General features: G+C 50.0%; 22 protein-coding genes. 12 read left to right on the top strand and 10 right to left on the bottom strand.

Annotation, left to right across the window (positions count from 1 at the left end; all coding sequences use genetic code 11):
* Window positions 1-14: 14 nt before the first annotated feature.
* Window positions 15-1,226 (top strand): sugar transferase, encoded by a 1,212-nt coding sequence (locus AC2YIT_RS14070; RefSeq protein ID WP_487279571.1) that lies wholly within the window; start codon window positions 15-17, stop codon window positions 1,224-1,226.
* 16 nt (window positions 1,227-1,242) lie between these two features.
* On the opposite strand, the gene AC2YIT_RS14065 is transcribed toward AC2YIT_RS14070, so the two are convergent.
* On the bottom strand, window positions 1,243-1,803 hold the full coding sequence (locus tag AC2YIT_RS14065) for an acyltransferase (RefSeq protein ID WP_487279570.1): 561 nt from the start codon (window positions 1,801-1,803) through the stop codon (window positions 1,243-1,245).
* Between the two features lie 158 nt (window positions 1,804-1,961).
* Between AC2YIT_RS14065 and AC2YIT_RS14060 the strand changes: the two genes are divergently transcribed.
* Genes AC2YIT_RS14060 through AC2YIT_RS14030 form a run of 7 tightly spaced genes read left to right on the top strand, consistent with a single transcriptional unit; the run spans window position 1,962 to window position 9,711 of the window.
* Window positions 1,962-2,639: a TolC family protein gene (locus AC2YIT_RS14060; RefSeq protein WP_430845764.1), complete on the top strand. Its 678-nt coding sequence runs from the start codon at window positions 1,962-1,964 to the stop codon at window positions 2,637-2,639.
* Complete coding sequence (locus tag AC2YIT_RS14055) at window positions 2,636-4,816, top strand: exopolysaccharide transport family protein (RefSeq protein WP_430845765.1); 2,181 nt, start codon at window positions 2,636-2,638, stop codon at window positions 4,814-4,816. Before AC2YIT_RS14060 ends, AC2YIT_RS14055 begins: the two co-directional genes overlap by 4 nt.
* Window positions 4,813-5,985 (top strand): glycosyltransferase, encoded by a 1,173-nt coding sequence (locus AC2YIT_RS14050; RefSeq protein WP_487279569.1) that lies wholly within the window; start codon window positions 4,813-4,815, stop codon window positions 5,983-5,985. Before AC2YIT_RS14055 ends, AC2YIT_RS14050 begins: the two co-directional genes overlap by 4 nt.
* Window positions 5,986-5,997: 12 nt before the next feature.
* Complete coding sequence (locus AC2YIT_RS14045) at window positions 5,998-6,144, top strand: hypothetical protein (RefSeq protein WP_430845767.1); 147 nt, start codon at window positions 5,998-6,000, stop codon at window positions 6,142-6,144.
* The gene (locus AC2YIT_RS14040) at window positions 6,144-7,631 is read left to right on the top strand and encodes an O-antigen ligase family protein (RefSeq protein ID WP_487279568.1); all 1,488 of its coding nucleotides are present in this window, start codon (window positions 6,144-6,146) and stop codon (window positions 7,629-7,631) included. The genes AC2YIT_RS14045 and AC2YIT_RS14040 overlap by 1 nt, the downstream gene beginning before the upstream one ends.
* A complete protein-coding gene (locus AC2YIT_RS14035; RefSeq protein WP_487279567.1) occupies window positions 7,628-8,485 on the top strand; it encodes a beta-1,6-N-acetylglucosaminyltransferase in 858 nt (285 codons plus the stop codon). The genes AC2YIT_RS14040 and AC2YIT_RS14035 overlap by 4 nt, the downstream gene beginning before the upstream one ends.
* Window positions 8,486-8,538: 53 nt before the next feature.
* A complete protein-coding gene (locus AC2YIT_RS14030; protein WP_487279566.1) occupies window positions 8,539-9,711 on the top strand; it encodes a glycosyltransferase in 1,173 nt (390 codons plus the stop codon).
* Here the strand turns inward: AC2YIT_RS14030 and AC2YIT_RS14025 are convergent.
* From AC2YIT_RS14025 to AC2YIT_RS14010, 4 genes are all read right to left on the bottom strand, one after another.
* Window positions 9,698-12,307, bottom strand: a complete 2,610-nt coding sequence (locus tag AC2YIT_RS14025; protein ID WP_487279565.1) for an ATP-binding protein — start codon at window positions 12,305-12,307, stop codon at window positions 9,698-9,700. The genes AC2YIT_RS14030 and AC2YIT_RS14025 overlap by 14 nt on opposite strands.
* Window positions 12,308-12,368: 61 nt before the next feature.
* Complete coding sequence (locus AC2YIT_RS14020; protein ID WP_487279564.1) at window positions 12,369-13,136, bottom strand: glycosyltransferase; 768 nt, start codon at window positions 13,134-13,136, stop codon at window positions 12,369-12,371.
* 9 nt (window positions 13,137-13,145) lie between these two features.
* Entirely contained in the window at window positions 13,146-13,925 is a 780-nt protein-coding gene (locus tag AC2YIT_RS14015; protein WP_487279563.1) for a glycosyltransferase family 2 protein, read from the bottom strand.
* A 1-nt stretch (window position 13,926) separates the two neighbouring features.
* Complete coding sequence (locus tag AC2YIT_RS14010; protein WP_430845774.1) at window positions 13,927-14,793, bottom strand: glycosyltransferase family 2 protein; 867 nt, start codon at window positions 14,791-14,793, stop codon at window positions 13,927-13,929.
* A 158-nt stretch (window positions 14,794-14,951) separates the two neighbouring features.
* Between AC2YIT_RS14010 and AC2YIT_RS14005 the strand changes: the two genes are divergently transcribed.
* Entirely contained in the window at window positions 14,952-16,301 is a 1,350-nt protein-coding gene (locus AC2YIT_RS14005; protein ID WP_430845775.1) for a lipopolysaccharide biosynthesis protein, read from the top strand.
* A gap of 86 nt (window positions 16,302-16,387) precedes the next feature.
* A complete protein-coding gene (locus AC2YIT_RS14000) occupies window positions 16,388-17,602 on the top strand; it encodes a glycosyltransferase (RefSeq protein WP_487279562.1) in 1,215 nt (404 codons plus the stop codon).
* Between the two features lie 29 nt (window positions 17,603-17,631).
* Here the strand turns inward: AC2YIT_RS14000 and AC2YIT_RS13995 are convergent, their stop codons facing one another.
* From AC2YIT_RS13995 to AC2YIT_RS13975, 5 genes are read right to left on the bottom strand one after another with little or no spacing between them, the layout of a single operon-like run.
* On the bottom strand, window positions 17,632-18,747 hold the full coding sequence (locus AC2YIT_RS13995; RefSeq protein ID WP_487279561.1) for an acyltransferase family protein: 1,116 nt from the start codon (window positions 18,745-18,747) through the stop codon (window positions 17,632-17,634).
* The gene (locus tag AC2YIT_RS13990) at window positions 18,744-19,319 is read right to left on the bottom strand and encodes an ATP-binding protein (protein ID WP_430845778.1); all 576 of its coding nucleotides are present in this window, start codon (window positions 19,317-19,319) and stop codon (window positions 18,744-18,746) included. Before AC2YIT_RS13990 ends, AC2YIT_RS13995 begins: the two co-directional genes overlap by 4 nt.
* A 3-nt stretch (window positions 19,320-19,322) precedes the next feature.
* Window positions 19,323-19,661 (bottom strand): STAS domain-containing protein, encoded by a 339-nt coding sequence (locus AC2YIT_RS13985; RefSeq protein WP_430845779.1) that lies wholly within the window; start codon window positions 19,659-19,661, stop codon window positions 19,323-19,325.
* Window positions 19,662-19,667: 6 nt separating this feature from the next.
* Window positions 19,668-20,825, bottom strand: coding sequence for a SpoIIE family protein phosphatase (locus AC2YIT_RS13980; protein WP_430845780.1), 1,158 nt, complete (start codon window positions 20,823-20,825; stop codon window positions 19,668-19,670).
* A complete protein-coding gene (locus AC2YIT_RS13975) occupies window positions 20,822-21,361 on the bottom strand; it encodes a hypothetical protein (RefSeq protein WP_487279560.1) in 540 nt (179 codons plus the stop codon). Before AC2YIT_RS13975 ends, AC2YIT_RS13980 begins: the two co-directional genes overlap by 4 nt.
* Before the next feature lie 149 nt (window positions 21,362-21,510).
* Here AC2YIT_RS13975 and AC2YIT_RS13970 point away from each other — a divergent pair, with 149 nt between their 5' ends.
* Together AC2YIT_RS13970 and AC2YIT_RS13965 are read left to right on the top strand one after the other, a co-directional pair.
* Entirely contained in the window at window positions 21,511-22,461 is a 951-nt protein-coding gene (locus AC2YIT_RS13970) for a glycosyltransferase family 2 protein (protein ID WP_487279559.1), read from the top strand.
* 2 nt (window positions 22,462-22,463) lie between these two features.
* Window positions 22,464-23,636 (top strand): glycosyltransferase family 2 protein, encoded by a 1,173-nt coding sequence (locus tag AC2YIT_RS13965; protein ID WP_487279558.1) that lies wholly within the window; start codon window positions 22,464-22,466, stop codon window positions 23,634-23,636.
* Window positions 23,637-23,671 lie beyond the last annotated feature (35 nt).

Genomic DNA, 23,671 nt, shown 5'->3' with positions numbered 1-23,671 from the left:
AAGACGACGATATCATGGAACTGGCCGGCGCAACGACAGAAACGGTAACGGCAGGCAAAACCTACGTTGCCCAGTTCAGAGTTATTTTTGTCCATCACAATTTTCAGGAATACCTCCGTTTTACCGAGCGATTTGAGGAATACCTTCAGGTGGAGTATTTTGATACCCCTGCCGGTGCACTGGAAGCACTAAAAGAAAACTATCCCGCGGATGTGATCGTAGCGCACGACGCGAGCGGCGGTGTAGAGCTGCTCGACACGATCCGGAGCAGCGCCGGCTTCGGTAATATCCCTTTCGTGCTGCTGGTAGACCGACTTTCGCGCCAGGCGATCGATTTGGCGCGGGCCAGGCATGCCGACGATGTTTTTTCCGTGAATTTCGACGACGGGGACCTTATTACCCGTATCAAATACTTCAAAAAGCGGCAGTGGTACGTTGCCAATAAAGCGTCTCAGAAAATCGGGTCGCAGGGGCACAAGACGCCGCTTTGGAAACGGGTAATCGACATTGCCACGACCGGTACGGCGGTTATTCTCCTGTTGCCTGTATTCATTATCGTGGCGATCCTGATCAAGCTGGATTCGAAGGGGCCGGTTTTTTATAAATCCAAAAGGGTCGGGAGCGGCTACAAGATTTTCGATCTGTATAAATTCAGGACCATGCGGACCGACGCTGACCAGTTGATCCGGAAAATGGCGGCATTGAATATGTATTCCAAAGCCGAGCCCGCAGCCCAGATCGAAACGCAGGGGCTTTGTGATGAGTGCCTTGCGGGAAATCAATGCAAAAGCTTGCTGTTCCATGACGGAAAGGAGATTTGCGAGAAGCTATACCAATTTCAGAAAGACCAGAAAGCTGCATTCATGAAATTTCAGAATGACCCGCGTATCACGCGCCTGGGAAGTTTTCTGAGAAACTCTAGCATTGATGAACTTCCTCAGCTGTTCAACATTCTCAAAGGGGATATGTCGCTGGTAGGTAACCGCCCGCTGCCTTTGTATGAAGCAGAGAAAATGACCACCGACGATAAAATCCTGCGCTTTGCTGGGCCCGCCGGCCTTACCGGCTTATGGCAGGTAACCAAACGAGGCAAGGGAAAGTCAGACATGACCGAAGAGGAGCGTACGCAGCTTGACATTACCTATGCCCGGGAATTTTCGTTTAAAATGGATATGAAAATCATCCTGAAAACATTCCCCGCGCTGTTGCAGTCAGAGAATGTGTGACGGGTCAAAACGTATGTCACGACGCTTTCACCCAGTCTTTGTATTCGGGATCGTATTTTTTGATAATACGTGCGGGATTTCCTACGGCAACCGAATAAGGCGGAACATCTTTGGTGACGACGGCGCCGGCGGCGATGACCGAATGCCGGCCGATGGTAACACCTGCTGTGACCACGGCATTGGCGCCGATCCAACATTCGTCTTCGATAACAATGGGTGCTACGCTGACGCCCTGTTTGTGGATTGGTTGCTGGATATCCTGATAGTTGTGGTTCAGGCCGCTGGCGACAATATGCTGGGCAAGGATCACATCGTTGCCGATGGTAACCGGGCCGATAATGACATTTCCCAGGCCCACAAGCGAGTTGGCACCAATACTTACAGCCCCCACACCATTATTGATTGTACTGAAATCCTCGATCATCGAATTGTCGCCGATGGAAAAAGGGTTGAAAGGCAGCACGTCCATCCTTACCCAACGGCGGATGATGACGTTTTTGCCCCTTTTATGAAAGAAACGGTTCAAAAATACGCGGACCCAAAGCCTTGGACGAGCCTGATTGGTTGGGATCAGCATCCAGTGAACAATTTTTTTTAGCCCCGGACTATTCCGGATTTGGGCGGATAACGACATTTTGCCTAGATTAGTAAGATGTAGTAATATTTTTACCAAAAGTATTTTGTATCGTCGCAAAGTCAAGCGAAACCGATTTTAAATAAATATTCTAGCCTTATATGCCGATAAAACATGCCGCTTTTGGGCTCCTGCTTTTATTAACGATCCAAAGCGCCCATGCCCAGGAATCTTTGAGCAAAGACGTGGACTACGCATACCTAGATAAGTTGATTGCGGTTTGCAAAGCCAACTATCCCAAAATCAAGATGTACCAGGCGCACGTCAATGCCGCCGAAACGGGCGTCAAAAAGGCGAAACTTTCGTATTTCGATATTTTTAACTTCTCCTATTTGTACGTTCCTAAAAACGACCGTGCGACGCCGGTATCGGCTTCATTTCCTTTTACTTATCAGTTCGGTTTTTTTGTGAATATCGGGGCTATTCTCCAAAAGCCGGCGATGGTGAAACAGGCAAAGAGCGAACTGGCCTCGGCCGAATACGATAAGCAGTCATTTGACCTGAACATGGAGGCTGAGGTCAAGAAAAGATATTTCACTTATATCCAGAAAAAGGCGGTATACCGGGTGCGCTCGAATGCGGCCCTCGATGTCGAAAGTATGCTCGAAAGTGTGAAGAAGCGCTTCGAGATGGGGCAGGAGACGCTGGAAAAATATAACCAGGTGCTGGTGATGCAAACGGACCATGCGCAGAACCTGCTCAATACCGAAAGCGAGGTTCTGATTGCAAAAAGCAGTCTGGAAGAATTGTTAGGACAAAAATTAGAAGATATCAAATGACGGAGATTGTACAGTTTCTGAGATTACTGCAGAGGAATAAGATCACACTGATCCTGGTTCCGCTGATCACCGTTATTGTCTGCTATTTTCTCGTCCGGCGGTTGCCCGATACCTATGAGTCGCATGCGCGTATTGCGACCGGGTTGGTCGACAAAACCGACCAGGTTGTAACCCGCGCCAGGGATGAGCAGGACCACCAGATTGCACGCAAGTTCGAAAGCCTGATTCAGGTCATGCGCCTGAAAAGAACGCTCGATCAGGTGTCGTACCGATTAATCCTGAACGATTTGAAGGGGTTGAAGGACTCCACCTGGCGCGAACCCGTGCCCGAACTGGAAGAAATGAGCAAGGCCGATAAAGCGAAAGCCATAGCGCTCATCAGCCAGAAATACCAGAAGCGCGAGGAGCTCTTTTTGTGGAAACCCGACGAAAAAAAGCTGAATGACATCATCACCGAAATGGGCTATGGTGCAAATTCCCTGCGCGAAAAGCTGATCATTTATCGCACCGGAGTAGGAGATTACATCGACATCCAATATGAAGCAGAGCATCCCGATCTCGCCGCATATGTGATCAACACGCTCGCGCAGGAGTTTATTTCCGATAATTCTTCCCGCGTGGTGGGTAACAACAAGAAGACGATCGACTTTCTGGCCAACTTTATGCAGCAAAAGTTGCAGGCGTTGAATGACCGGATGAATATGTTGAAGAATTTCAAAATACAAAACCGGGTACTGAACCTGAACGAGCAGGCCAAAAGCATTTACGGGCAAATGGCCGATTTTGAAACCCGCCGCCAGATCGCTCAGAAGGACATTATCGCCTACACCGCCGCTATCGGCAATATCGACAGCCGCTTCAACCCGACTGAGCGGAAGTATTTCGAGAGCGCTTTGACGGACATTAATCAAAAGATCATCGCTACGAAAAGCAACCTGAAAGCGATGAACGAACGCTACATTCTGAGCAATTTCGACAACCGGATCAAATTCAGTCTCGATTCGCTGCGAAGCCGGCTTTCGGAGGAAATCAATGAAGCCACGGATAAGTATGCCTACAATCCGATGGTGGTCAAGCAGGATCTGGTAACACAGAAACTGGGCATGGAAATATCGCTGGAACTGGCGAAGAACAGCGTGGCATCGATCCAGGGCGAGCTCGACCGCCTGAACCGTAAATTCGACGGTTTGGTACCGAACGAAGCCAAGATCCAGGAATATGAAACGTCCATCGACATTGCGAGTAAAGAATACATCGAAGCATTGCAGCGGTACAATGAGGCCAGCCTCGAATTCAGCTTTCCTGTGTATCTGCGCCTGATCGAGCGCGCCATGCCGGGCGAGGTGCAGGCTTCGAAGAAAATGGTGCTGGTGATCCTATCGGGTGTGATCAGCTTCACATTCTGCGTGTTTGTGTTCTTTATCCTTTTCTACCTCGATAAATCAATCCGGTACCCGCTGCAACTTGCCAACGAAACGGGCAAGCCCGTACTCGGTTATCTGAATGTGCTTGATAAGGATTCGAACCTGAGCCTTTCCGGCATGAATGCGTCCGATGACAAGGCTGTTCGGCTTTACAAAAACCTGGTGCGATCGATTCGGTACGAGCTCGACAATGAAATGAGCGACCCGAAGATCATTGCCATTACCAGCCTGGGCTATGGCGTAGGTAAAACCCCATTTGTGATCGCATTGGCGTGGGCATTTTCCAAGATCAATAAGACGGTACTTATTATAGACGGAAACTTCGCCCAGCCGGATATTTCCAAATTAAACCCGGACAGTACACTGTTTGAGAATTTTGTCAGATCAAACAACCTGCCGGAAGCGACGCCGGGGCAGATAACCATTCTGGGCGCTAAAACCGGTGACATTTCCGTACTCGAACTGGCCGATGAAAAAGTAATTGGAGAGCGTTTGCAAGCATTGAAAGCCCGTTTCGACATTATCCTGATTGAAACGGATTCACTGCGGGCCATGAACAGGGCCAAGGAATGGGTATCGTTCTCGGATCTGGTCGTTTCCGTGTTCGCCGCAGGTCGTTCCATTGGCTCGGATGATCAATCCAAAATACAGTACCTCGATAGCTTGAACGGGAAATTTGCGGGCTGGGTGCTTACCAATACCGAGAGCATTCCCGAACAAGCCGGAAAAGTGGCTAAACCGGTAGAAGCATGAAAATCCTGGAATGGATAGGACTGGTGATTCAGGTGGGGATCGGGTATAACCTCGTATTTCCGGTGTTTTTGCTGTTGATTTATGGCCTGAGAAAGGCTGTAATATTCCGCAGGCCTGCCGTTGACAGTACGCTCCCCGATTACGGTATTATCGTGACGGCCTACGAGTATACCGCGCAATTGCCTGCCGTGGTAGGTTCGCTGCTGCAATTGAATTACGATCGTTATCATGTTTATGTAGTGGCCGATAAATGCGACATCAGTAATCTGCATTTTCCGACCGACAAAGTGCTCCTGCTGCGCCCGGAGCAAGTTCTGGGGAGCAATACCCGCTCGCATTTCTATGCGATCCGGCGGTTTATCCGCCCGCACACGCATCTGACGATCATCGACAGCGACAATCTCACCGATCCCGAATATCTGAACGAGCTGAATGCCTATTTTAACCAGGGTTATGAGGCGGTGCAGGGGGTGAGAGAGGCTAAAAACCTGGATACCACCTTAGCTTGTCTGGATGCTGCGCGCGATATTTACTATCACTTCTACGATGGGAAAGTGCTGTTCGGGGCCGGCTCTTCGGCTACCCTGGCAGGGTCGGGAATGGCGTTCAGCACGGGGTTATATGAGAAGGTACTGGGGCATCTGGACGTAACCGGTGCCGGTTTCGACAAAGTCCTTCAAGAGGGAATTGTGAGCCGGGGTTACCGCATTGCATTCGCCGGGAAAGCCATTGTTTATGACGAAAAGACGACGGGCTCCGACCAATTGGTCAAGCAAAGGGCGCGTTGGATCAACACCTGGTTCAAATATTTTGCTTACGGGTTCAAGATTCTGTTCAAAGGCATTACCCGTTTCAGTCTCAACCAGGTACTTTTCGGGCTGGTATTGCTGCGGCCGCCTTTGTTTATTTTCCTGCTGCTGTCGGTGTTTTTTATGCTGCTCAATCTGCTGATCGCGCCGGTGTTATCGCTGGTATGGCTGATCGGACTGGTCGTCTTTGTGCTCGGTTTTTACATTGCGCTGAAAAGCTCGCCTACCGATCCGAAGATTTACCAATCGCTTGTGAATATCCCGAAATTCATGTTCTATCAGCTTACCGCACTGGTTAATGCGCGCCGCGCGAACAAGATTTCAGTGGCTACGCGACAAGAGGATAAGACTCAGGGTTAATGCTCGGTTGTTATGAAAATTTATCCGGATAAAAAGGTCAGCGGGCGGAAGCGGGGCTTTAACGAGCTCACGCCAATGCAGCAAAAAATACGTCAGGCGGCATTGTTGCTGGCGTTGGTGAGCGTATTTATCTGGTTTTTCAAAATTCTGTTCTTTTAGTGGAAAACATTCAGATACATATTCCCGGGAAAAGAAGCCAGGGGCTGAGCCGCATGGAAAGACTGCGGGCGCTCTTCGATCGCAAACTTACGGGGCTGGTCATTTTGCTTTTGATATCGGTTGCATTCGGGACGTTGATCGCTTACCAGGGCATTGTTGCCGGCGTGGGCATTTTAGCGCTGATGTTCGGCCCTCCCGTGGTGTACGGCATTGTTGCGTTCCCCGAATTTGGTATTACCGTGCTGCTTCTGCTGGCCTATTTATTGTTTTTCATCGGACGGCTCGGTGTGAATTTTCCGCTTGGAACTGTCATGGACGGTATCCAGGGATTGCTTATCCTGGGTTTTTTCATTCACCAGAAACGCAGGCCCAACTGGAAGGTTTTCAAAGGGCCTATCAGCGTGATGATCCTGATCTGGATTGTTTACAACCTGATCCAGGTCGCTAATCCTTCGGCGGAGTCGCGTCTGGCGTGGGTATACACCATTCGCGCAGTGGCGATCGTGATGCTGACCTACTTCGTGTTCATGTACCAGATCCGCACCATTCAGTTCCTGCGATTTTTGCTCAAACTCTGGCTCGGACTGGCGCTGTTTGCCGCATTGTATGCCTACAAGCAGGAATACATCGGTTTCTCCGACGCAGAGCAAGCCTGGCTTGATTCGGAAGGCGTTGCCGACCTGCTTTTCATTTCCGGCCATTGGCGTAAGTTCTCGATCTTTTCCGATCCGGTTGCATTCTCCTACAACATGGTGGTCAGCAGCATTATCTGCATTGCATTGCTCACCTTCGTAAAGAAAAACTGGCAGCGGATAGTGCTTGCGCTGATGATCGCGCTGTTTTTCTCGTCGATGCTTTTCTCGGGTACGCGGGGCGCATATGTGCTGATACCCGCGGCGATGGTGCTTTTCGTGATTTTGAGGATCAACCGGCAGGTACTCATTTTTTCGGGCATAGCGGGCCTGTTTTTTGTTTTCCTGATTTTTGTGCCCACTACCAATTCCAACATTGTCCGGTTTCAGACGGCGTTCAAGCCGAACGACGATATCTCGTTCCAGGCCCGAAAGAACAACCAGAAACGCATTCAGCCCTACATCCTCACGCACCCGATCGGGGGCGGGCTGGGCGCTACGGGCGCGTGGGGACAGCGTTTCGCGCCGCAATCGTACCTGGCCAACTTTCCACCGGACAGCGGGTACGTCCGCATTGCCGTGGAACTGGGCTGGGTGGGGCTGTTCCTGTTCTGTTTGCTGATGTTTTTTATTTTACGGGAGGGTATCAACAACTATTTCCTGATCAGGAACCCGGAACTGAAAACGTATTGCCTGGCGATGCTGCTGGTCGTGTTTGCCTATAATGTCGGCAATTATCCGCAGGAAGCACTGGTACAGTTTCCGTCCAATATCTATTTCTACCTGGCGGCGGCAATCATCAACATTACCCGCATTCTCGACGAGCGGGAGCAGAAAGCGAGCCATACCGTATGAAAATCGCCCACCTGATACTCGCACATGCGGCACCGGCCCAACTGTTGAAACTCATCGACGCACTTGAACATCGGAATGCGTGGTGTTTTGTTCATCTGGACCGGAAGGCGGACATTCGGGCATTTTCCTTCTTGCGGGACCGCGAGCGGACAATGCTTGTGCCCGACCGCGTGGATGTCGGCTGGGGAGCGTACAGCATCGTGGAAGCGACGATCCACGGGTTTCAGGCAATCGTGGATTCAGGTATTGATTTTGATTATGTAAACCTGCTCAGCGGCGCAGATTATCCACTGCAACCGCCGTCGGAAATCCACGATTTCTTTGCGCGGAACACCGGGAAGAATTTTATGGAATACTATTCCGTCCGCAACGAATGGACTGAAGCGCTTCCGCGGTTGACAAAATACCACCTGACCAACTACAATTTTCCCGGGAAATACCTGGTGCAGAAATGGATGAACAGACTGCTTCCGGCGCGCAGGATGCCCGCCGGCCTCGAACCGGTAGGGCGGTCGCAGTGGATGAGCCTTACGCTGGATGCGGTGCGCTACATATTGGAATATCTGAACGGACACCCCGGGGTTGTGAAGTTTTTCAAACTGACCTGGGCTCCTGATGAGATTATATTTCAAACTATTTTGTACAATTCTCCATTCCGATCGTCACTCGTGAATGATAATTTGAGGTATATTGATTGGTCGGAAGGGCAGGCGAGCCCGAAAGTGCTCACCGAAGATGACCTGGAACGTATGGGAGCATCGGGAAAACTGTTTGCCCGCAAGCTCGATCTTGCCCGGTTTCCGGCAGTGTTCGGGAAGCTCGATACGAAAATTCAGGACCGCTATTACAAGTAATCAAATCTCAACGAGGGTGGGGCTATTTGATCCCACGCGCTAACTATTGCCATATGGATATTGTCATTACGGGACAACAGGCCTGGGATGTAGAAATAGGAAGTAACTGCAAGAACATTGCCCTGGAATTCAGCAAAAATCACAGGGTACTGTATGTCAATTCCCCGCTTGACCGTATCACCCTGCTCAAAAATGGCGAGGATCCTAAGATCGTGAAGCGAAAGAAAGTGGTTTACGGCAAAGCCGACGGTCTTGAAGAGGTGCAGCCAAACCTTTGGGTGCTGTATCCCGATAAAATGATCGAGTCGATCAATTGGCTGCCGGAAATGATGTTTGATATTTTAAATAAAAGGAATAACCAGCTCTTCGCGGGATCGATTGCCCGTGCTGTGAAGCGGCTCGGCTTCATGGACTATATTCATTTCAATGACAATGATATGTTCCGCAGCTTTTTCCTGAAAGACCTGCTCAAACCGCGACTGTCTGTCTATTACTCCCGTGATTACATGCTGGCAGTGGATTACTGGCGCAAACATGGTGCCCGGCTGGAACCGCAGCTGATTGCCAAAAGCGACCTGTGCGTGGCCAATTCGACGTACCTGGCCAATTATTGCGCCCAATACAATCCGCATTCATTTTACGTGGGGCAGGGCTGCGACCTGGATATTTTTATGGCCGGTAACCAGGCGCCCGAGCCCGCGGATATAGGCAGGATCCCGCGCCCGCGCATCGGGTACGTAGGAGCGCTGCAAAGTATCCGGCTGGACATGGAGCTGCTTGAATATATCGCGCAGCAGCGCCCCGACTGGAATATCGTACTTGTAGGGCCCGAAGACAATGAATTCTTACAAAGTAGCCTGCACAAGCTTCCGAACGTGACCTTCACCGGCTCGCGCAATATAGCAGACTTGCCGGCCTACATCAATGCATTTGACGTGTGCGTGAACCCGCAACTGCTTAATGAGGTCACAATCGGTAATTATCCCCGTAAAATCGACGAATATCTCGCTGTCGGCAGGCCGGTGGTCGCTACCGCCACAGATGCCATGAGCGTATTCGCCGATCATGTTTACCTCGGAAAAGGAAAGGAAGACTACGTACGGCTTATCGACCTTGCGTTAACCGAAAATTCGGAAGCACGTACCGTGGCCCGGCGTACATTTGCCAGCTCGCATACGTGGGAAAACAGCGTCGGAGAAATCTACAAAGCTATTAAAGCAGTTTAAGCTGCGCCAAACCAGCTTCCGCTTCTGCTTTCAAATCGACCAACTTCTGTTTCAGATCGTCGGTCCATTTTCCTTGTTTCAGCGTTGCTTCAAGTTCTTTGTACTGGTTGGCGGTATTAAGCAATCCTACCGAAAATAGCGAGGACCGGAATTTATGGATCGCCTGGCGAAGCCGTTCCAGGTCGTCGGCTTGTGATGCTTCGGCGATGTTTGTAAGCTGCACCTGGCTGTCTTTTTCGAACATCGCGATCAACTCGTCGCGCAGCTCCTGATCACCTCCGGTGATTTCAGCGAGATAGTCAAGATTTAGAATGGAGTCTGTCATTTTAGTTTGCGGAGGTTGCTGAGTAAAATTTGGGGATTGTGGTGTCTCGTAATGCTCTTTGTTTCCAAGATGTGCAATGGTATATAAAAGTTCACTTTCCTTGAAGGGTTTCGAAATATAGCTGTTGGCGCCGATACTGAGGCATTCTTCTTTCTCACCGACCATCGCGTGGGCGGTCATGGTGATAATCGGGATGGTAGTGGAAATCGTCCGCCGGATTTCTTTAATGGCCGTGTAGCCGTCCATCACCGGCATCTGGATATCCATTAGTACCATATCGAAAGGCTCTTCCCGCAATTTATCGAGCGCTTCCTGGCCATTGTTTACGATCGTCAAAGGGATATTCAGGCGTTCGAAAATCGCTTTCAGCAGCTTCTGGTTGAGTAAATTATCTTCCGCTGCCAGAATGTGCAGTGCCGTCACGGATGTGGTGACATCGATCTCTTTTTCCTGTTCTTCTTCCCGTTCGGCCTCCTTCACGATCCTGAATGGAAAATCCATGGTAAAAACAGTGCCCTTGCCCAGCTCGCTTTCGAGGTTCAGCGTTCCTTCAAAAAGTTGTACCAGCGATTTTACGATGCTCAATCCCAGTCCGGTACCTCCAAATACCCTGGTAGTGCTTTCGGTGGCTTGCACGAAGCGATTGAACACTTCTTTGAGTTTATCCTTCGGAATGCCGACGCCCGTATCCACCACTCTGAAACGGATATTCTGCATATCATTCACTGGTTCGCCGATCGGTTGTACATGGAGCTTCACGCTGCCGCGCTCGGTGAATTTAACCGCGTTGCCGCAAACATTAAGCAATATCTGGGTAAGCCTCAATTTATCGGTCTCAACAAACTCCGGCAGTCCGTCATACAGCACCGCTTCGTAAGTAATACCTTTCTCCACCGCGCGGTGGTGCATAATGGCCGAAACCGAGTCGGTCAGTTCGTGGATGGAAACAGGCGTTTTTTCCAGATGGATCTGCCCGGCTTCGATCTTGGAGAAATCCAGGATATCGTTGATCAGTTCCAGCAGGTTTTTACCTGCATACTGAATGTAGCCCACATATTCGAGGCTCTTCTGATCGGTAACCTCGCCCAGGAGCAGGTTCGTAAACCCGATAATCGCATTCAGCGGCGTCCTGATCTCGTGGCTGACATTGGAAAGGAATATGTCCTTCACACGCACCGACTTCTCGGCCAGGATCCGGGCTTTTTCAAGCGTCGCTTCGTAGTTGGCGCGCTCGGTAATATCCCTGAAAACCGTAATCGCACTCTTGATCTGCCCATCGAGGCCGATTACCGGCTGTACGCTTGTTTCAAGGTGGTATATTTTATCGTTCTTGACAAGATCAATCTTATTACCCGCGAGTTTTTCGCCTTGTAATGCACGCGCTACCGGCAAGGTATCGGCCGAAAAACGGACGTGATACCGGGTAGGATCGAGCAGTTTGATACGCGTGACCTGTTCTTCGAGCGTCTCGGGCCTTTCGCCAGCCACTCCCAGAATTTCCCGTCCCGATTCGTTCAAAAGCTCGATCTTCCTTTCATTATTGATGACCATCACACCGTCAGGGATAGCCTCCAGGTACTGGCTCATTGTACGTTCCCTTTCTTTGATTTCTTTCTGGAACTGGCGTTGCTTGCGTTTGTCGAGATTCAGAAACACAATGGAAAGTATGGTAAGAACAAACCCCACGGCGCCGGTCAGTAAAATGAAAAGGATCGAATTCTGCTGGGTATCGGAAACCAGCTTCCGCCGCTGGTCCAGGTTACGGTTCTCGTAATCGTCGATCTCATTGATCTTCCGGGTCAATAAATTGTTAAGCCGGATACCTTCGCCTTCCTGTATTTTGGAAAAAGCCTGTTCGGTTCCCTGGGTTCGGTAAATGCTGATCACATTCTGCGAATAGGCAACGATCTGGCTCGATATCCCAAGCAGCTCCTTCACGCGCCTGGTCTGCACACCGTCGTCTTTGACAAGGTTGAACAGCGTGTCGGTAATACCAACAAGCTGGATTTTTTTGTTGTAGTTGTCGGTCAGAAGGTCGTCGTTGCGTGTGATCAGGTACCCGCGCATGTTCGACTGAAAATCCTTCGTTACGAGCCCGAAATTGGCTGTCTGGTTCAGCACGCCGATGGTCACATTCAGCCGCTCGTTGTTCAGCGAGAGGTCGCGGACATTTTTGTAGGTAAAATACTGGGAACCGAAGATCAGCACCAGTCCGAGGTAAATGCTCGCGTAATACCATCTGAATGAGTCATTTGTTATACGGGTCGGCATATCTCAGAAGTAGGAACGTTGGGTTATATGGCGTCAAGATCGGAATAAACCTAGACTATATTCAGGTCAGGTAATCAAAATTAAACTTCAGATGCCGGTAAAGGTCCCGGATTTGTTTCACCGGAAACCGGTCTGTCTGCCGCCAGTTCTCGCGCGACATGGTACTGGGTTCGGACTCGGAGTTTTTTTGTACAAACAATCCGGTATAATCCTTGTAAAAATAGGCCTTGCCGTGATTTTTGAGAAAAGACATCATCATCCGGTATTCGGTGACGTCTCCTTTCTGTCCCTCCACATACCTTCCAAACCTCTCAAAAAAATTGCTCCTGCGCAGGTGCGGGTGGTCGCTGTACGCGTAAAATTTGCGGTAGCCCGGTTTCCATATTTTGAAATCCATTTCGTAGTAGCCGTTTCGCGGGTTTTTCAAATAAGGATATTCGAAATAGGCATAGAACCGCACCACATCGTTTTCTGGCTTTTCGTGCATAATGTCCAGCGCGTGGGTAAAGCTTTCGGGGAAAATGGCAGCCGGCGTGAAATCTTCCTGCACGTACAAGGTCAGTGGCGTTTGAACGGCGTCCTGGCCCTTGTTGATATTATTGCCCAAACCTCTGTTCTGTGGCGTGGTAATAAGCCTGAATCCATACTTTTTCTGCAATTGAAGCAGGTAATCGACGTGCTCCGGCTTGCTGCCATCGTCCGACACGACAATGTCGCCGAACCGGCAGCCCAGCGCTTCAAAAGAGAGAAGCAACTGTTCCAGCGACTGGCTCCGGTTGTAGTGGGTGATGAGCAATGTCACGTCCCCGAAGAAATATTCCTTGTTCATGTGGGCAGTCTATTTCATGAAAACCAGGTCCAGCGTATTTTTCAGCCAGCGGTAGCGCAGGTATCCCAGCCGGGCAAGCTTCACCAATGGGTTTTCGCTTAGTTTCCAGTTGGCGCGCTCCATGGTACTGGGTTCGTCGGAGGAGTTTTTTTGGTAAAATAATTGGGTAAAGTCGTTGTAAAATAGCCCTTTGCCTTTTTTCTGTAAAAAGCTGACAGCCATTTTGTATTCCGTCAGGTCGCCTTTAATGCCTTCGGGATAGCGGCCGAACTTTTGCAGGAATGTGCTCCTGCGCAAATGCGGATGGTCGCTGTAATAATAAAATTTCAAATGATTCATGTCCCAGAAGCGGTACACCATTTCCGAATAACCTTTCTTAAAGGGTTTCAGAGTCGGGTAGGCAAAGTAGGCGTAAAACCGCACAATGTCCCATTTCGGATCCTCGCGCATGAACGTGAGCGCGTCCTGGAAATGCGACGGGAAAATATCGGAAGGCTGGAAATCCTCCTGTACATATAGCGTATATTCGGACTGCACCGCATCCTGGCCTTTGTTGATGTTGTTGCCCAGGCCGCGGTTTTTCGGTGTGGTAATGAGCCGGAACCGGAAACGGTCGGTAAGCGCCCGCACTTTTTCGAGGTGTTCGGGCTTGCTTCCGTCGTCGGACACGACAATATCGGCAAACTTGCAGCCAAACGACTCGAATGTGGCCAGCAACCGTTCGAGCGAGCCGCTACGGTTGTAGTGGGTGATCAGTAAGGTGGTATCGGGGAAATGGTACTGAGTCATATTACGAGAGATAGTCGCGCATGCCTTGCAACTGTCGCTTGGCCCGATTAAAGAATGCTTTGGAAATACTGCCGTCGTCGAGCAGACGACGTGGTGAGGTGAAAACCGTCGCTTTGGAGCTGGTAACCTGTTTCAGATTTCCTTCTTTTTTCAGGTTCAGGGCCATGCGGCCATCTTCGGCTTCGTTCTGGAAATCACTTCCTACGATATTGGCATAAACCCGCGAGCCGCTGACCTTGAAACCGCCCGTTCTGCGGCCTACCTCCGTCACAAACCCCATGTTGAAGCCGTAGACATTCAGGTACTCGCGGTTTTTCTTACGGATCCGGATCATCAGGCCGGCAAACTTTTCATAAATCCAGAGCCCCATTCGTCCCTGTCCGGCTGGTGGTATGAATGCATAATTGCCGTAAACACCTGTAATATCCATGTTTTTTGCCATCGGTTCCACCATCAGGTCGATCCAGTCGGGCGGATAGAAAGTATCGGAATCGGCGCAGAGATGGAACTTGCCGCGCGCGTGGTCGAGACCCATTTGCCGGGCAAATGGTGTCCCCTGGATGGTTTGGAGGTAATTCCGCACGCCCAGCGTATCGAGCACCTTTTGAGTGCCGTCGGTGGAGTTGTTGTTGACGACGATGATTTCGACTTTATATCGCGTATTGCTTGCTGAAAGCGACGATAATGTCCGATAGATATTGTTTTCCTCGTTCCAGGCTGGGATAACCACCGAGACCTCAGGGTTTTCCTCCCTGAACCGGCTGATCCGTTCCCGCAAAGCCTGAATTTCGCCTTCGGTAAGATCTTCGAAACGCTTGTTTGTAAAAAGGTGCGGTAAAATCCATTTAGGTAAGCCCAATAAGCTCATATTCTGGCAATCAGTAGGTTTTGTACATCTTCACAATCAAGCTGGCCCATGCGGCGGGCAGTTGGGATGAAAGTTAAAACATTATTCGTGCTTTGTGCAAAAATATTGTAAAATTACTTCGCATATTGCGTCTGGTTCCAAATCTTGTGCACGACCGGATGGCCTTTCAGCTTTTACAGAAATTAAGGAACAAACATTTTCTCTCGTTGGCCGGAAACGGCATTATGTCCGTGCTGGGGATGCTCAATATGATCATCCTCTACCGCGCATTGCCCGTTGCCAGCATCGGGATGTGGGTGTTCTTTTTGTCGATACTGCTTCTGGTCGACACATTCAGGTCAGGATTCCTCACCACGGCTTTCATCAAATTCTACGCGGGTGCAGGCGAAGCGCGGAAGCGCGAGGTGGTGGGTTCAGCCTGGTTTATTGGTGGTGCCATTACGGGTATTCTGGCGCTGATCAATATCCCGGCTTTCCTGTTTTCGGATTGGTTCAAAAACCCTTCTGTGGTGCTGTTTGTCGAGTGGTTCGGCATTATTTACATTGCGTCGCTGCCGTATTTCATCGCCTCATGTGTGGTGCAGGCCGAGCAGCGGTTCGATCAGCTGCTTTGCATCCGCTTTCTGAGCCAGGGCTTTTTCATCCTTTTTGTAGTGGTGATGGCGTTCACCAAAACCGCCAATCTGCAAAATATCATCTACGCCTATTTAGGCGGCGCAGCGCTGACGAGCATTTTCACGATTGTCATGGGCTGGTCCAGGCTTGCCAATTTCAAGGACCGCACCAGCGAATGCATTAAGGAAATCTTTCATTTTGGTAAATTTTCGGTAGGTACTACATTGAGTTCCAATCTTTTCGGGACCTCCAATACCATGATCATCAACTTCATGCTTGGTCCGGCTGCACTGGCGGTGTTCAACCTCGGACAACGTTTGATGGAAATCATCGAAATACCGCTCCGCAGCTTTGCGGCAACGGGTATGCCCGAGCTTTCTGCTGCATACAATGAAGGTAACCGCCCGAAGGTGATCGAAACAATGAAGCGTTACGCGGGCCTGATTACCATGGCGTTGTTACCTGCCTGTATCGGCGCGGTGATCCTCGCCGATGTCGCGATTCATATCATAGGAGGGGAGAAATACATTAATTCCGAGGCGGCCAATATCATGCGCCTGTACATGACGTTCGCGCTCCTGTACCCGCTCGACCGCTTTTTTGCCCTGACGCTCGATGTTATCCATCAGCCCAAAATCAATTTTATCAAGGTCCTGATCATGCTTGCAGGAAGCGTCATCGCCTCTGTAACAGGTATTTACCTGACGGGCAGCATTTATGGGGTCGCGATTGCCGGCGTGGTACCGACGCTCATTGGGGTGGGCATCGGCTACTGGGGACTTAACCGTTTTCAGCCTTTCAGCCTTTTAAGTGTATTCACGACTGGTTATTCTGAGGCGGTCAACCTGGTCAGGGTGTGGTGGGGAAAGCTGATGGTTCACAAGGCTCAATAAAGGATGTATTGTAAAAATTTTTAAATTACGACAACGCCCGGTTCCGGGCGGACGCTCTGACGTAAATCTACCAATACGCCTTGCCAATGAAACTGAAAGGACATCAGATCATCATCTTTGGCCTAGCCCGGTTTGACGCACCCATGGAATCCGCTAACTACACGATGGCCAGGCTGCTCGCGCGGGAAAATGAGGTGTACTATATCGAGAATCCATTTACGGTGAGGGACTTTATCAGGCTGCGCAAAACGACCGGTTACCAGTTGCGTAAGGCGCATTTTTCGCTCACCGGGCATTCGCTGATCGAAACCGGTATCCCCAACCTGAAAGTGATCATCCCGCCGGTGTTGTTGTCGGTCAACTTCCTGCCGGAGACTGGGTTATTTCGTGCTGCATTGAAATTCAATGAGTTCCTGGTTCGTATCAAGCTTAAAAGCATTCTCAACACGTATAAGATCAGGGATTATATCTTTATCAATTCCTTCAACTTCCATTATCCTTCGCTCGCCGACGGCCTCACGCCGAAGCTGAAAGTATACCATTGCCTCGGTCCGGTGGCGCTGCCGTCTCACCGACGCCACGAGGTTGTTTCCGAGGGTATTCTGTTGAAACAGAGCGATGTCGTGATTTGCAACAGCAAGCGGTTGTACGAGGAAAAGAAAAAGCAGAACCCGTACTGCTATTTTGCGGCAAATGCGGCCGACCTGGGCCGTAGCAGCAAGGCACTGAGCCCCGATTTACCGGTACACCCAGCCATTGACGCATTGAAAAAGCCGGTAATCGGTTATCTGGGCGCTATTGACCAAAGGATAGATTATGATTTGCTGCAAAAGGTAATATTGGCTAACCCCGGGAAGAGCTTCGTTTTGGCAGGCCCGGTTTCCAGGGAACTTGTACCCGAGTGGTTCTTTACCGCCGGAAATGTGCATTTCCCCGGCCCGATCGACTATGACAGTGTGCCGGCGGTGATCAAGGGTTTCGATGTGGCGTTGATTCCTTTCAAGAAGGACGAGGTAAGCAGCAGTATTTTTCCATTGAAGCTCTTCGAATACATGGGTGCCGGCAAGCCTGTGGTGGCCACTGATTTTAACCCTGATTTAAAGGAATTTACCAAAGGTACGGTAACGTTTTGTGAAAATGCCGGGAGCTTTTCGGAGGCTATCTGTACCGCGCTGCGAACCGACGACGCCGGGCAACGCAAGACGCGGGTGACGATCGCGGCAGAGAATACCTGGGAGAACCGCATCGACGATATTGCCGACATTATCCATTACCACCTCGAACAGGTGATCCAGCCGTGAATGAGGGTTGACGGCCGCCGGCAAGCAATTTACTTGCGGGCCATTTCTCCTTCCTGCACTTTTTTCGGCGATTTGTATTGAAAGCGCATTTCAATATGCTTGTAAGTCCATGCCGAAACGAAATAGATCAGTATGAAGTTGAAAATGAACAGGTAAGAATAGGCTTCGGGTGGAAACTTCAGTATGCGGATGAACAGCACGTTGAAAAGGCTGATCAGTAAGGCGTGCGTCATGTAAATCGAGTAGGAGTATTGTCCTAGCTTGTGCAGCAGCTTCACGCTTTTGAACGCTTTTGAAATAATGCCTTTCTCATAAGCAAAAGTGTAAATGCAGATGAAAAACAGTATTTCAAAAACGGCGCCCCATGGTTTCATAACCTCGCCATTATAAATGCTGAGGCCGATCAGGCTTAGCGCGATTATTTCAGTGATGGAAAATAATGCCGGCGACCACTCGCGTACCTGTGCGTGTGTGTTGCTGAAAAGATTAAAGCAAAGTACGCCGGAAAAAAAGCCCAGAATACCTCTCAAAAAGCCGTAATCGAAGCTGTAATTAATCTGGAAGCTGTTGGATACCGACCAGAGCGCGGTGAGCGAGACGACGATCATCAGGCCATACCAGGCATTGCGGCTGCGGAACTGGTTGCTGCGGTGAATGTAAACGACCAGACTGCCGAAAACCAGGTAAGCCATCATTTCCGCGCTGATCGACCAGCTCGGGATATTCCAGCTCACATCCTTCACGCCCGGCACCGGAGTAGAGTTGATCAGGAAAAGCGAAGTGAAAAAGGTATAGATATTGTTGGCCGGGTTTACCAGGTTGTTAACCTTAACGTATGGGCTCAGCATGTTTTTGGCCACTTCCATACCCACAAATGCGAGCAGCATGACGAAATGCAACGGATAAATGCGGTAGACCCGTTTTTTGAGAAACAACCTGAACTGGCTCCAGTCGGCCAGCGACTGGTAGCTGTACGCGATCACAAACCCGCTGAGCACAAAGAAGAAATCGACAAACATGTCCGAATTCTCAACGAAACGGTTGTTCAGAATGGGTGTATTGGCAAATGGCCCGAGGTGGAACAGGAACACCAGTGAAGCAAACAGGCCCCGAAAAATGTCCAGAACTTCGAAGCGGTGTTTCATGGGAGTGGCTGGGTGAAATAGAATGTACTGATAAAACGGTTCAGCCCCGTTTCAGGCTCGTGTTCGTACGCGAATTCGTCGGAAGCCTTGGTCATGATAAGTAATCCGAAATGCTCGCTGGTGTCCGACAGCAATGCGGGCATTTCCAGTTCGGCGAGCTGTTCGATGAAGAATATCGCCCGGCCCGATTCGTCGGTGCGTACGCAGAGCGAATCCATACCATTGTGGTAAATGGGGAAATCCAACGGCCGGACCATTTCTTCCAGCGGCCACATGATTTTTTTCTTGTCCTGGCCGGTAAGAACCAGCGGCTTGCCGTAATCTTCTTTTTCGAGGATCACAGCGTCCATTGTCAGGCCGATTTTGAGTACCGATTCCCGCTCGCCCGAATGCTTCACCGCATTGGTAAGCAGCTCCATAAGTACCCATTTGATTTTGGCTAACAAGTCTTCATGGAGTGGGGAAGTACCCGTTTTCTGACGGATATGGTCAAGGCACAGGTTCAGTGTACCGGGAATGCCCTCCCGGCTACTTTTGAAAACAATCGTGATCTGATCCGAATCCTCCCTCATAAACTAGCTAAGTGTTCTCAGCGCCTCTTCATAATTGTTAAATATCCTGAACACCTTGTCCATCCGGATGAGCGTGAGCAGGTTCTTAACATCCGGTTTGAGCGAAACCAGGTAAATATCGACGTTGCGAGGCATGGCGTATTTCAACGCCACCACCAGACTTCCCAGAAACGAGCTGTCGATGTAATTCACGTTTTCGAAACTGACAATCACCAGCCGCACGCCGTTGCCGATAATCGTGATCATTTCCTCCTTGAATGCCTCCGCATTCGAAAGACTGGCCTCTTCCGGTAAAATCGTGGCCTGTACCACGCGGTTTAATTCCTGAACTTTCAGTATCATAAAGGGCTATTGTTTTTCTATAAAAATGATGCTCGCATCATCCATTTGGTTAGTATCGTCAATCAGGTCAAGCACATGCTTCCTGATGAGCCCGAAACTATCGGGCTTTCCCAGGTATGGGGATATTTTTTCTACAAAAAACGGGTAGTCGCTTCTCTTTGAGCCATTCGAGGGAATGTCGATCATGCCGTCGGTAAAGATGGCCAGCTGATCGCCCGGCTTCATGGTTACTGTCTGTTTGTCGTAAAGGCCGTCTTCCAGCAAACCCAGCAGCAGCCCGGTGGACTGGATGGTCGAAATGTTCCCGGTTCCGGAAGCATAGCTGACAAGCGGAAGGTCTCCCGCGCCTGTGTAATGCACCTCACCCGTGCGGGTGTCGAGCAGGAGCAGCGACAGACTGGAAAGGATATTCTGCAAACTTTCGTCGAGGCAAATCAGCTTGTTGATCTTTTGTACGATAGTTACCAGCTCGAAATCCTGATCGAGCACGCAGAAGCGGATCGCGGCGCGGATGTAGCTGAGAAAACCGAATGTGAAAAACCAGGCTTTCCATTTCTTACCCATAATATCGCCCAGAAATACGAAGCAGAAACGGCTGTCGACCTGCACAAAATCGATGAAATCGCCGCCGGGATAGCCGCGGTAACCCTTGTGCCAGTAAAAGATCCGGTAACCGCTCACGGTCGGCGCGTGCGTCGGGATCGATTTGACATTGAGCGTTTCGGCAGCCACTTTTAATTCCCTTACCGACCTTAGGTGCTCATTTTCAAGAGTTTTGATGATGTTGTTGAGCTTGGTAATGATCACCGGGATCGGCGTTTCCTTGTTGATGAAGTCCAACGCCGACATATTCAGGCCTTCGAGTACCAGGTTGTTGTCGGTGAATGAGGTCAGGAAAACGAACGGGATATCGCTGACATTCGGGTTGAGCAATACGGCCTGCCGGAAATCGAAACCGTTCATTTCAGGCATGTCGTAGTCGGAGAGGATCAGGTCCGGCGTTTCCACGAGCAGCATATTCAAAGCTTCCGTCGCCGATTCGCACAGCACGCAGTTGTATCCTGCTTTCAATAGGGCATGTTCGATAACCTTGCGGAAAAGCAGGTTATCCTCCACGAGCAGAATCTTTTTGACGGTGGTTTGCGGCTCGGCGAAGCTGATCATTTTTTGTTGAAGTTTAATACAAACAAAAGTACTCCACCAAAAATAATCAGGAGCGAGACAAGGTCCATGATCGTCACGCCGTCATTGATATTGAAGTAATACACTGTAAAAAGCTCGAAACTAGGCGGCGCGGGCATGATAATCATCGCAAAACCGACGATGATCAGCAGGGTCGCCAGAATGAACATCACACCTTTCTGAACCATGCTGGTCTGTTTGGGCGCATTGATCCGGCTATCGAACTGATTTTCGGCCAGGAGCTTTTCAAGGCCTTCGAGTAGCTCCTCCCGTGAGAGGTTGTTGTCCTGGTCGAGCTCCCTGAACGGCGCCAGTTTTTTCTGGGTAGCCGCCGAACGGTGAAATGCATCCGCGATTTCTTTCTGATAATGCTTTGAGAGATGCGTGTCGATATCGGCCTGCTCGATCGCTTCGATCAGCTCGGCAACCTTCTTTTCTACCCGAACAATATCCTGCCCCTGAGAACCGGATGAGTTTGGGTTGGAGTCTTGGTCGTTGAGCTTATGGTCGAGTTGCACGCTGGGATGGTTTATTCGTAAGAAAGGCTGTCAGGATGCATTCAGGATGTTTTTTGCAAAAAACCGCGATCATTCCCGGATTTTGGTTAAAGCTATATTTTTATTGTTAAATTTGAAATAGTTCTACAAATCAATAAAAATATTCCTTCGTGTCCGGTAATACCGACGACCTGGTTTTGCGCATGAAAAAAGTGTCCATCGTAACGGTGAATTTCAATCAGCCGAAGGTTACCGAAGATTTGTTGAAATCGCTGGCGGAGGTCAATACCTATCCGGATCTGGAAATCGTCGTCGTCGACAACGGAAGTAAAGCAAACCCTGTGCCTGAATGGCAGGAGCGGTATCCGGGTATCCTGTTCGTCCGCTCGGACCTTAACACCGGGTTTGCCGGAGGGAACAACATAGGCCTTGCCCACGCCACGGGTGATTATCTTTTCCTGATCAACAATGACACCGAGGTCACCGCAGACCTGATCGGCAAGCTGGTTGATACCATGGAAGCCAACCCCAAAATCGGGATGATTTCTCCCAAGATCCATTATTTCGACCAGCCGGGAATGCTGCAATACACGGGTTACACCCCGATGAACTACTACACCTGCCGCAATGCGTGCATCGGGCAGTTCGAGCAGGACCGGGGACAATACGATTTTCTCTCCGGCCCGACAGGCTATGCGCACGGAGCAGCGATGATGATCAGCCGCGAAGCCTGGCAGAAAGTAGGTGGGATGGCCGAGAACTATTTTCTTTATTACGAAGAGCTTGACTGGTGTGAACGCATTAAAAGATCAGGTTACGAAGTCCATGTGAACCTCGATGCATTAATTTATCACAAGGAATCGGTATCGGTAGGCAAGCGGACTGCCCTGAAAGAATTTTTCATGAACCGCAACCGCATTTTATTCATCCGGAAAAACGCGCCGGGTTTCAGGTTTTTTGTGTTCTGCTGCTATTTTATGCTGGCGGTAGTCCCGCGAAATATCATTCAGTATATCAAGAACAAAGAATACAGTTTCATTCCCGTTTTTTGGCGCGCCATTACCTGGCATTTCAAAAACGATCCCGATAGCAAAAACCTGGGTTTCCCGTTGACCCGCTGATTATGAAGATACTTTTCTGGCTCAGTCTGTTTATTGTTTTCTACACATTCCTCGGTTACGGCATCGTGCTGTACATTTTCGTCCGCATTCGCAGGGCATTCAAGGGCCAGAGGCTGGCTCCGGGACTGGATCAGGAATTCCCGACGCTGACTTTGGTGATCGCGGCCTATAATGAGGAAAGTATTATCGAGGAAAAGATCGCGAATACGTTGCAACTGTCCTATCCGGCGGGTAAGTTGAGCCTGATTTTCGTTACCGACGGCTCCTCCGACCGCACGCCCGATCTGGTGGCCCGTTACCCGCAAATCAAACTCATGCATACGCCTGTGCGCAGCGGGAAAATCCTGGCCATGCACCGGGCGATGAAGGAAGTAAATACGGAAGTAGTCGTTTTTACCGACGCCAACACCTTCCTGAATAAGGACGCATTGCTGCTCATTGCAAGGCATTATGCCGACGCCAGAGTGGGGGCGGTGTCGGGTGAGAAGCGGGTAATGCAGGACGCATTGTCGGATGCGACGGCGGGTGAAGGCTTTTACTGGAAGTATGAGTCGACACTCAAAAAGTGGGATTCCGAGCTGTACTCGGTGGTAGGGGCGGCAGGGGAGTTGTTCAGCGTACGGCGGTCGCTATACCGCTCGGTGGAGCCCGATACGATCCTGGACGATTTTATGATTTCAATGCAAATAGCCGAGCAAGGCTATCGCATTGTGTATGAGCCTGATGCGTATGCTTCCGAGCTATCCTCGGAGAACATTAAAGAGGAACTGAAAAGGAAGGTGCGCATTGCTGCCGGCGGGATCCAGTCGATCCTGCGATTGCAAAAATTGCTAAACCCGTTTCACGACCCCCTGCTTTCCTTCCAGTATATCAGCCACCGCGTACTCCGCTGGACGGTGACGCCGTTTCTGATGATCCTGGCATTCGTACTCAATATTTTAATTGTGATCCAATCCGGGGGCGTGATTTACGATCTTCTGCTTGCAGGGCAGATCGGTTTTTACGGGCTTGCGCTGGCAGGGTGGATACTTGAAACCAGAAAGATCAAGGTAAAGGCGCTTTTTGTGCCCTATTATTTTTGCATGATGAACTACGCCGTGCTGGCCGGTATCCGGCGGTATTTCAAAGGTTCGCAAAGTGCAGCCTGGGAGAAATCTAAAAGAAAAAGCGCATAGCCTCAGACTATGCGCTCATCCATGCATTCCATTAA

It is taken from the genome of Dyadobacter sp. SRI_021 (assembly GCF_057586235.1).
The sequence above is the reverse complement of the archived record's forward strand: the minus strand, read 5'-3'. Positions and strand labels throughout refer to the sequence as shown.

Excerpts from the sequence above, each read along its gene's own strand:
- AC2YIT_RS14065 (WP_487279570.1), bottom strand. The coding sequence starts at position 1,803 with ATGCTGATCCCAACCAATCAGGCTCGTCCAAGGCTTTGGGTCCGCGTA.
- AC2YIT_RS14045 (WP_430845767.1), top strand. The coding sequence starts at position 5,998 with ATGAAAATTTATCCGGATAAAAAGGTCAGCGGGCGGAAGCGGGGCTTT.
- AC2YIT_RS13995 (WP_487279561.1), bottom strand. The coding sequence starts at position 18,747 with ATGAAACACCGCTTCGAAGTTCTGGACATTTTTCGGGGCCTGTTTGCT.
- AC2YIT_RS13980 (WP_430845780.1), bottom strand. The coding sequence starts at position 20,825 with ATGATCAGCTTCGCCGAGCCGCAAACCACCGTCAAAAAGATTCTGCTC.
- AC2YIT_RS13990 (WP_430845778.1), bottom strand. The coding sequence starts at position 19,319 with ATGAGGGAGGATTCGGATCAGATCACGATTGTTTTCAAAAGTAGCCGG.
- AC2YIT_RS14070 (WP_487279571.1), top strand. The coding sequence starts at position 15 with ATGGAACTGGCCGGCGCAACGACAGAAACGGTAACGGCAGGCAAAACC.
- AC2YIT_RS14035 (WP_487279567.1), top strand. The coding sequence starts at position 7,628 with ATGAAAATCGCCCACCTGATACTCGCACATGCGGCACCGGCCCAACTG.
- AC2YIT_RS14000 (WP_487279562.1), top strand. The coding sequence starts at position 16,388 with ATGAAACTGAAAGGACATCAGATCATCATCTTTGGCCTAGCCCGGTTT.
- AC2YIT_RS14005 (WP_430845775.1), top strand. The coding sequence starts at position 14,952 with ATGGCCTTTCAGCTTTTACAGAAATTAAGGAACAAACATTTTCTCTCG.
- AC2YIT_RS14030 (WP_487279566.1), top strand. The coding sequence starts at position 8,539 with ATGGATATTGTCATTACGGGACAACAGGCCTGGGATGTAGAAATAGGA.
- AC2YIT_RS13965 (WP_487279558.1), top strand. The coding sequence starts at position 22,464 with ATGAAGATACTTTTCTGGCTCAGTCTGTTTATTGTTTTCTACACATTC.
- AC2YIT_RS14025 (WP_487279565.1), bottom strand. The coding sequence starts at position 12,307 with ATGCCGACCCGTATAACAAATGACTCATTCAGATGGTATTACGCGAGC.
- AC2YIT_RS14020 (WP_487279564.1), bottom strand. The coding sequence starts at position 13,136 with ATGAACAAGGAATATTTCTTCGGGGACGTGACATTGCTCATCACCCAC.
- AC2YIT_RS13985 (WP_430845779.1), bottom strand. The coding sequence starts at position 19,661 with ATGATACTGAAAGTTCAGGAATTAAACCGCGTGGTACAGGCCACGATT.
- AC2YIT_RS14055 (WP_430845765.1), top strand. The coding sequence starts at position 2,636 with ATGACGGAGATTGTACAGTTTCTGAGATTACTGCAGAGGAATAAGATC.
- AC2YIT_RS14010 (WP_430845774.1), bottom strand. The coding sequence starts at position 14,793 with ATGAGCTTATTGGGCTTACCTAAATGGATTTTACCGCACCTTTTTACA.
- AC2YIT_RS14015 (WP_487279563.1), bottom strand. The coding sequence starts at position 13,925 with ATGACTCAGTACCATTTCCCCGATACCACCTTACTGATCACCCACTAC.
- AC2YIT_RS14050 (WP_487279569.1), top strand. The coding sequence starts at position 4,813 with ATGAAAATCCTGGAATGGATAGGACTGGTGATTCAGGTGGGGATCGGG.
- AC2YIT_RS14060 (WP_430845764.1), top strand. The coding sequence starts at position 1,962 with ATGCCGATAAAACATGCCGCTTTTGGGCTCCTGCTTTTATTAACGATC.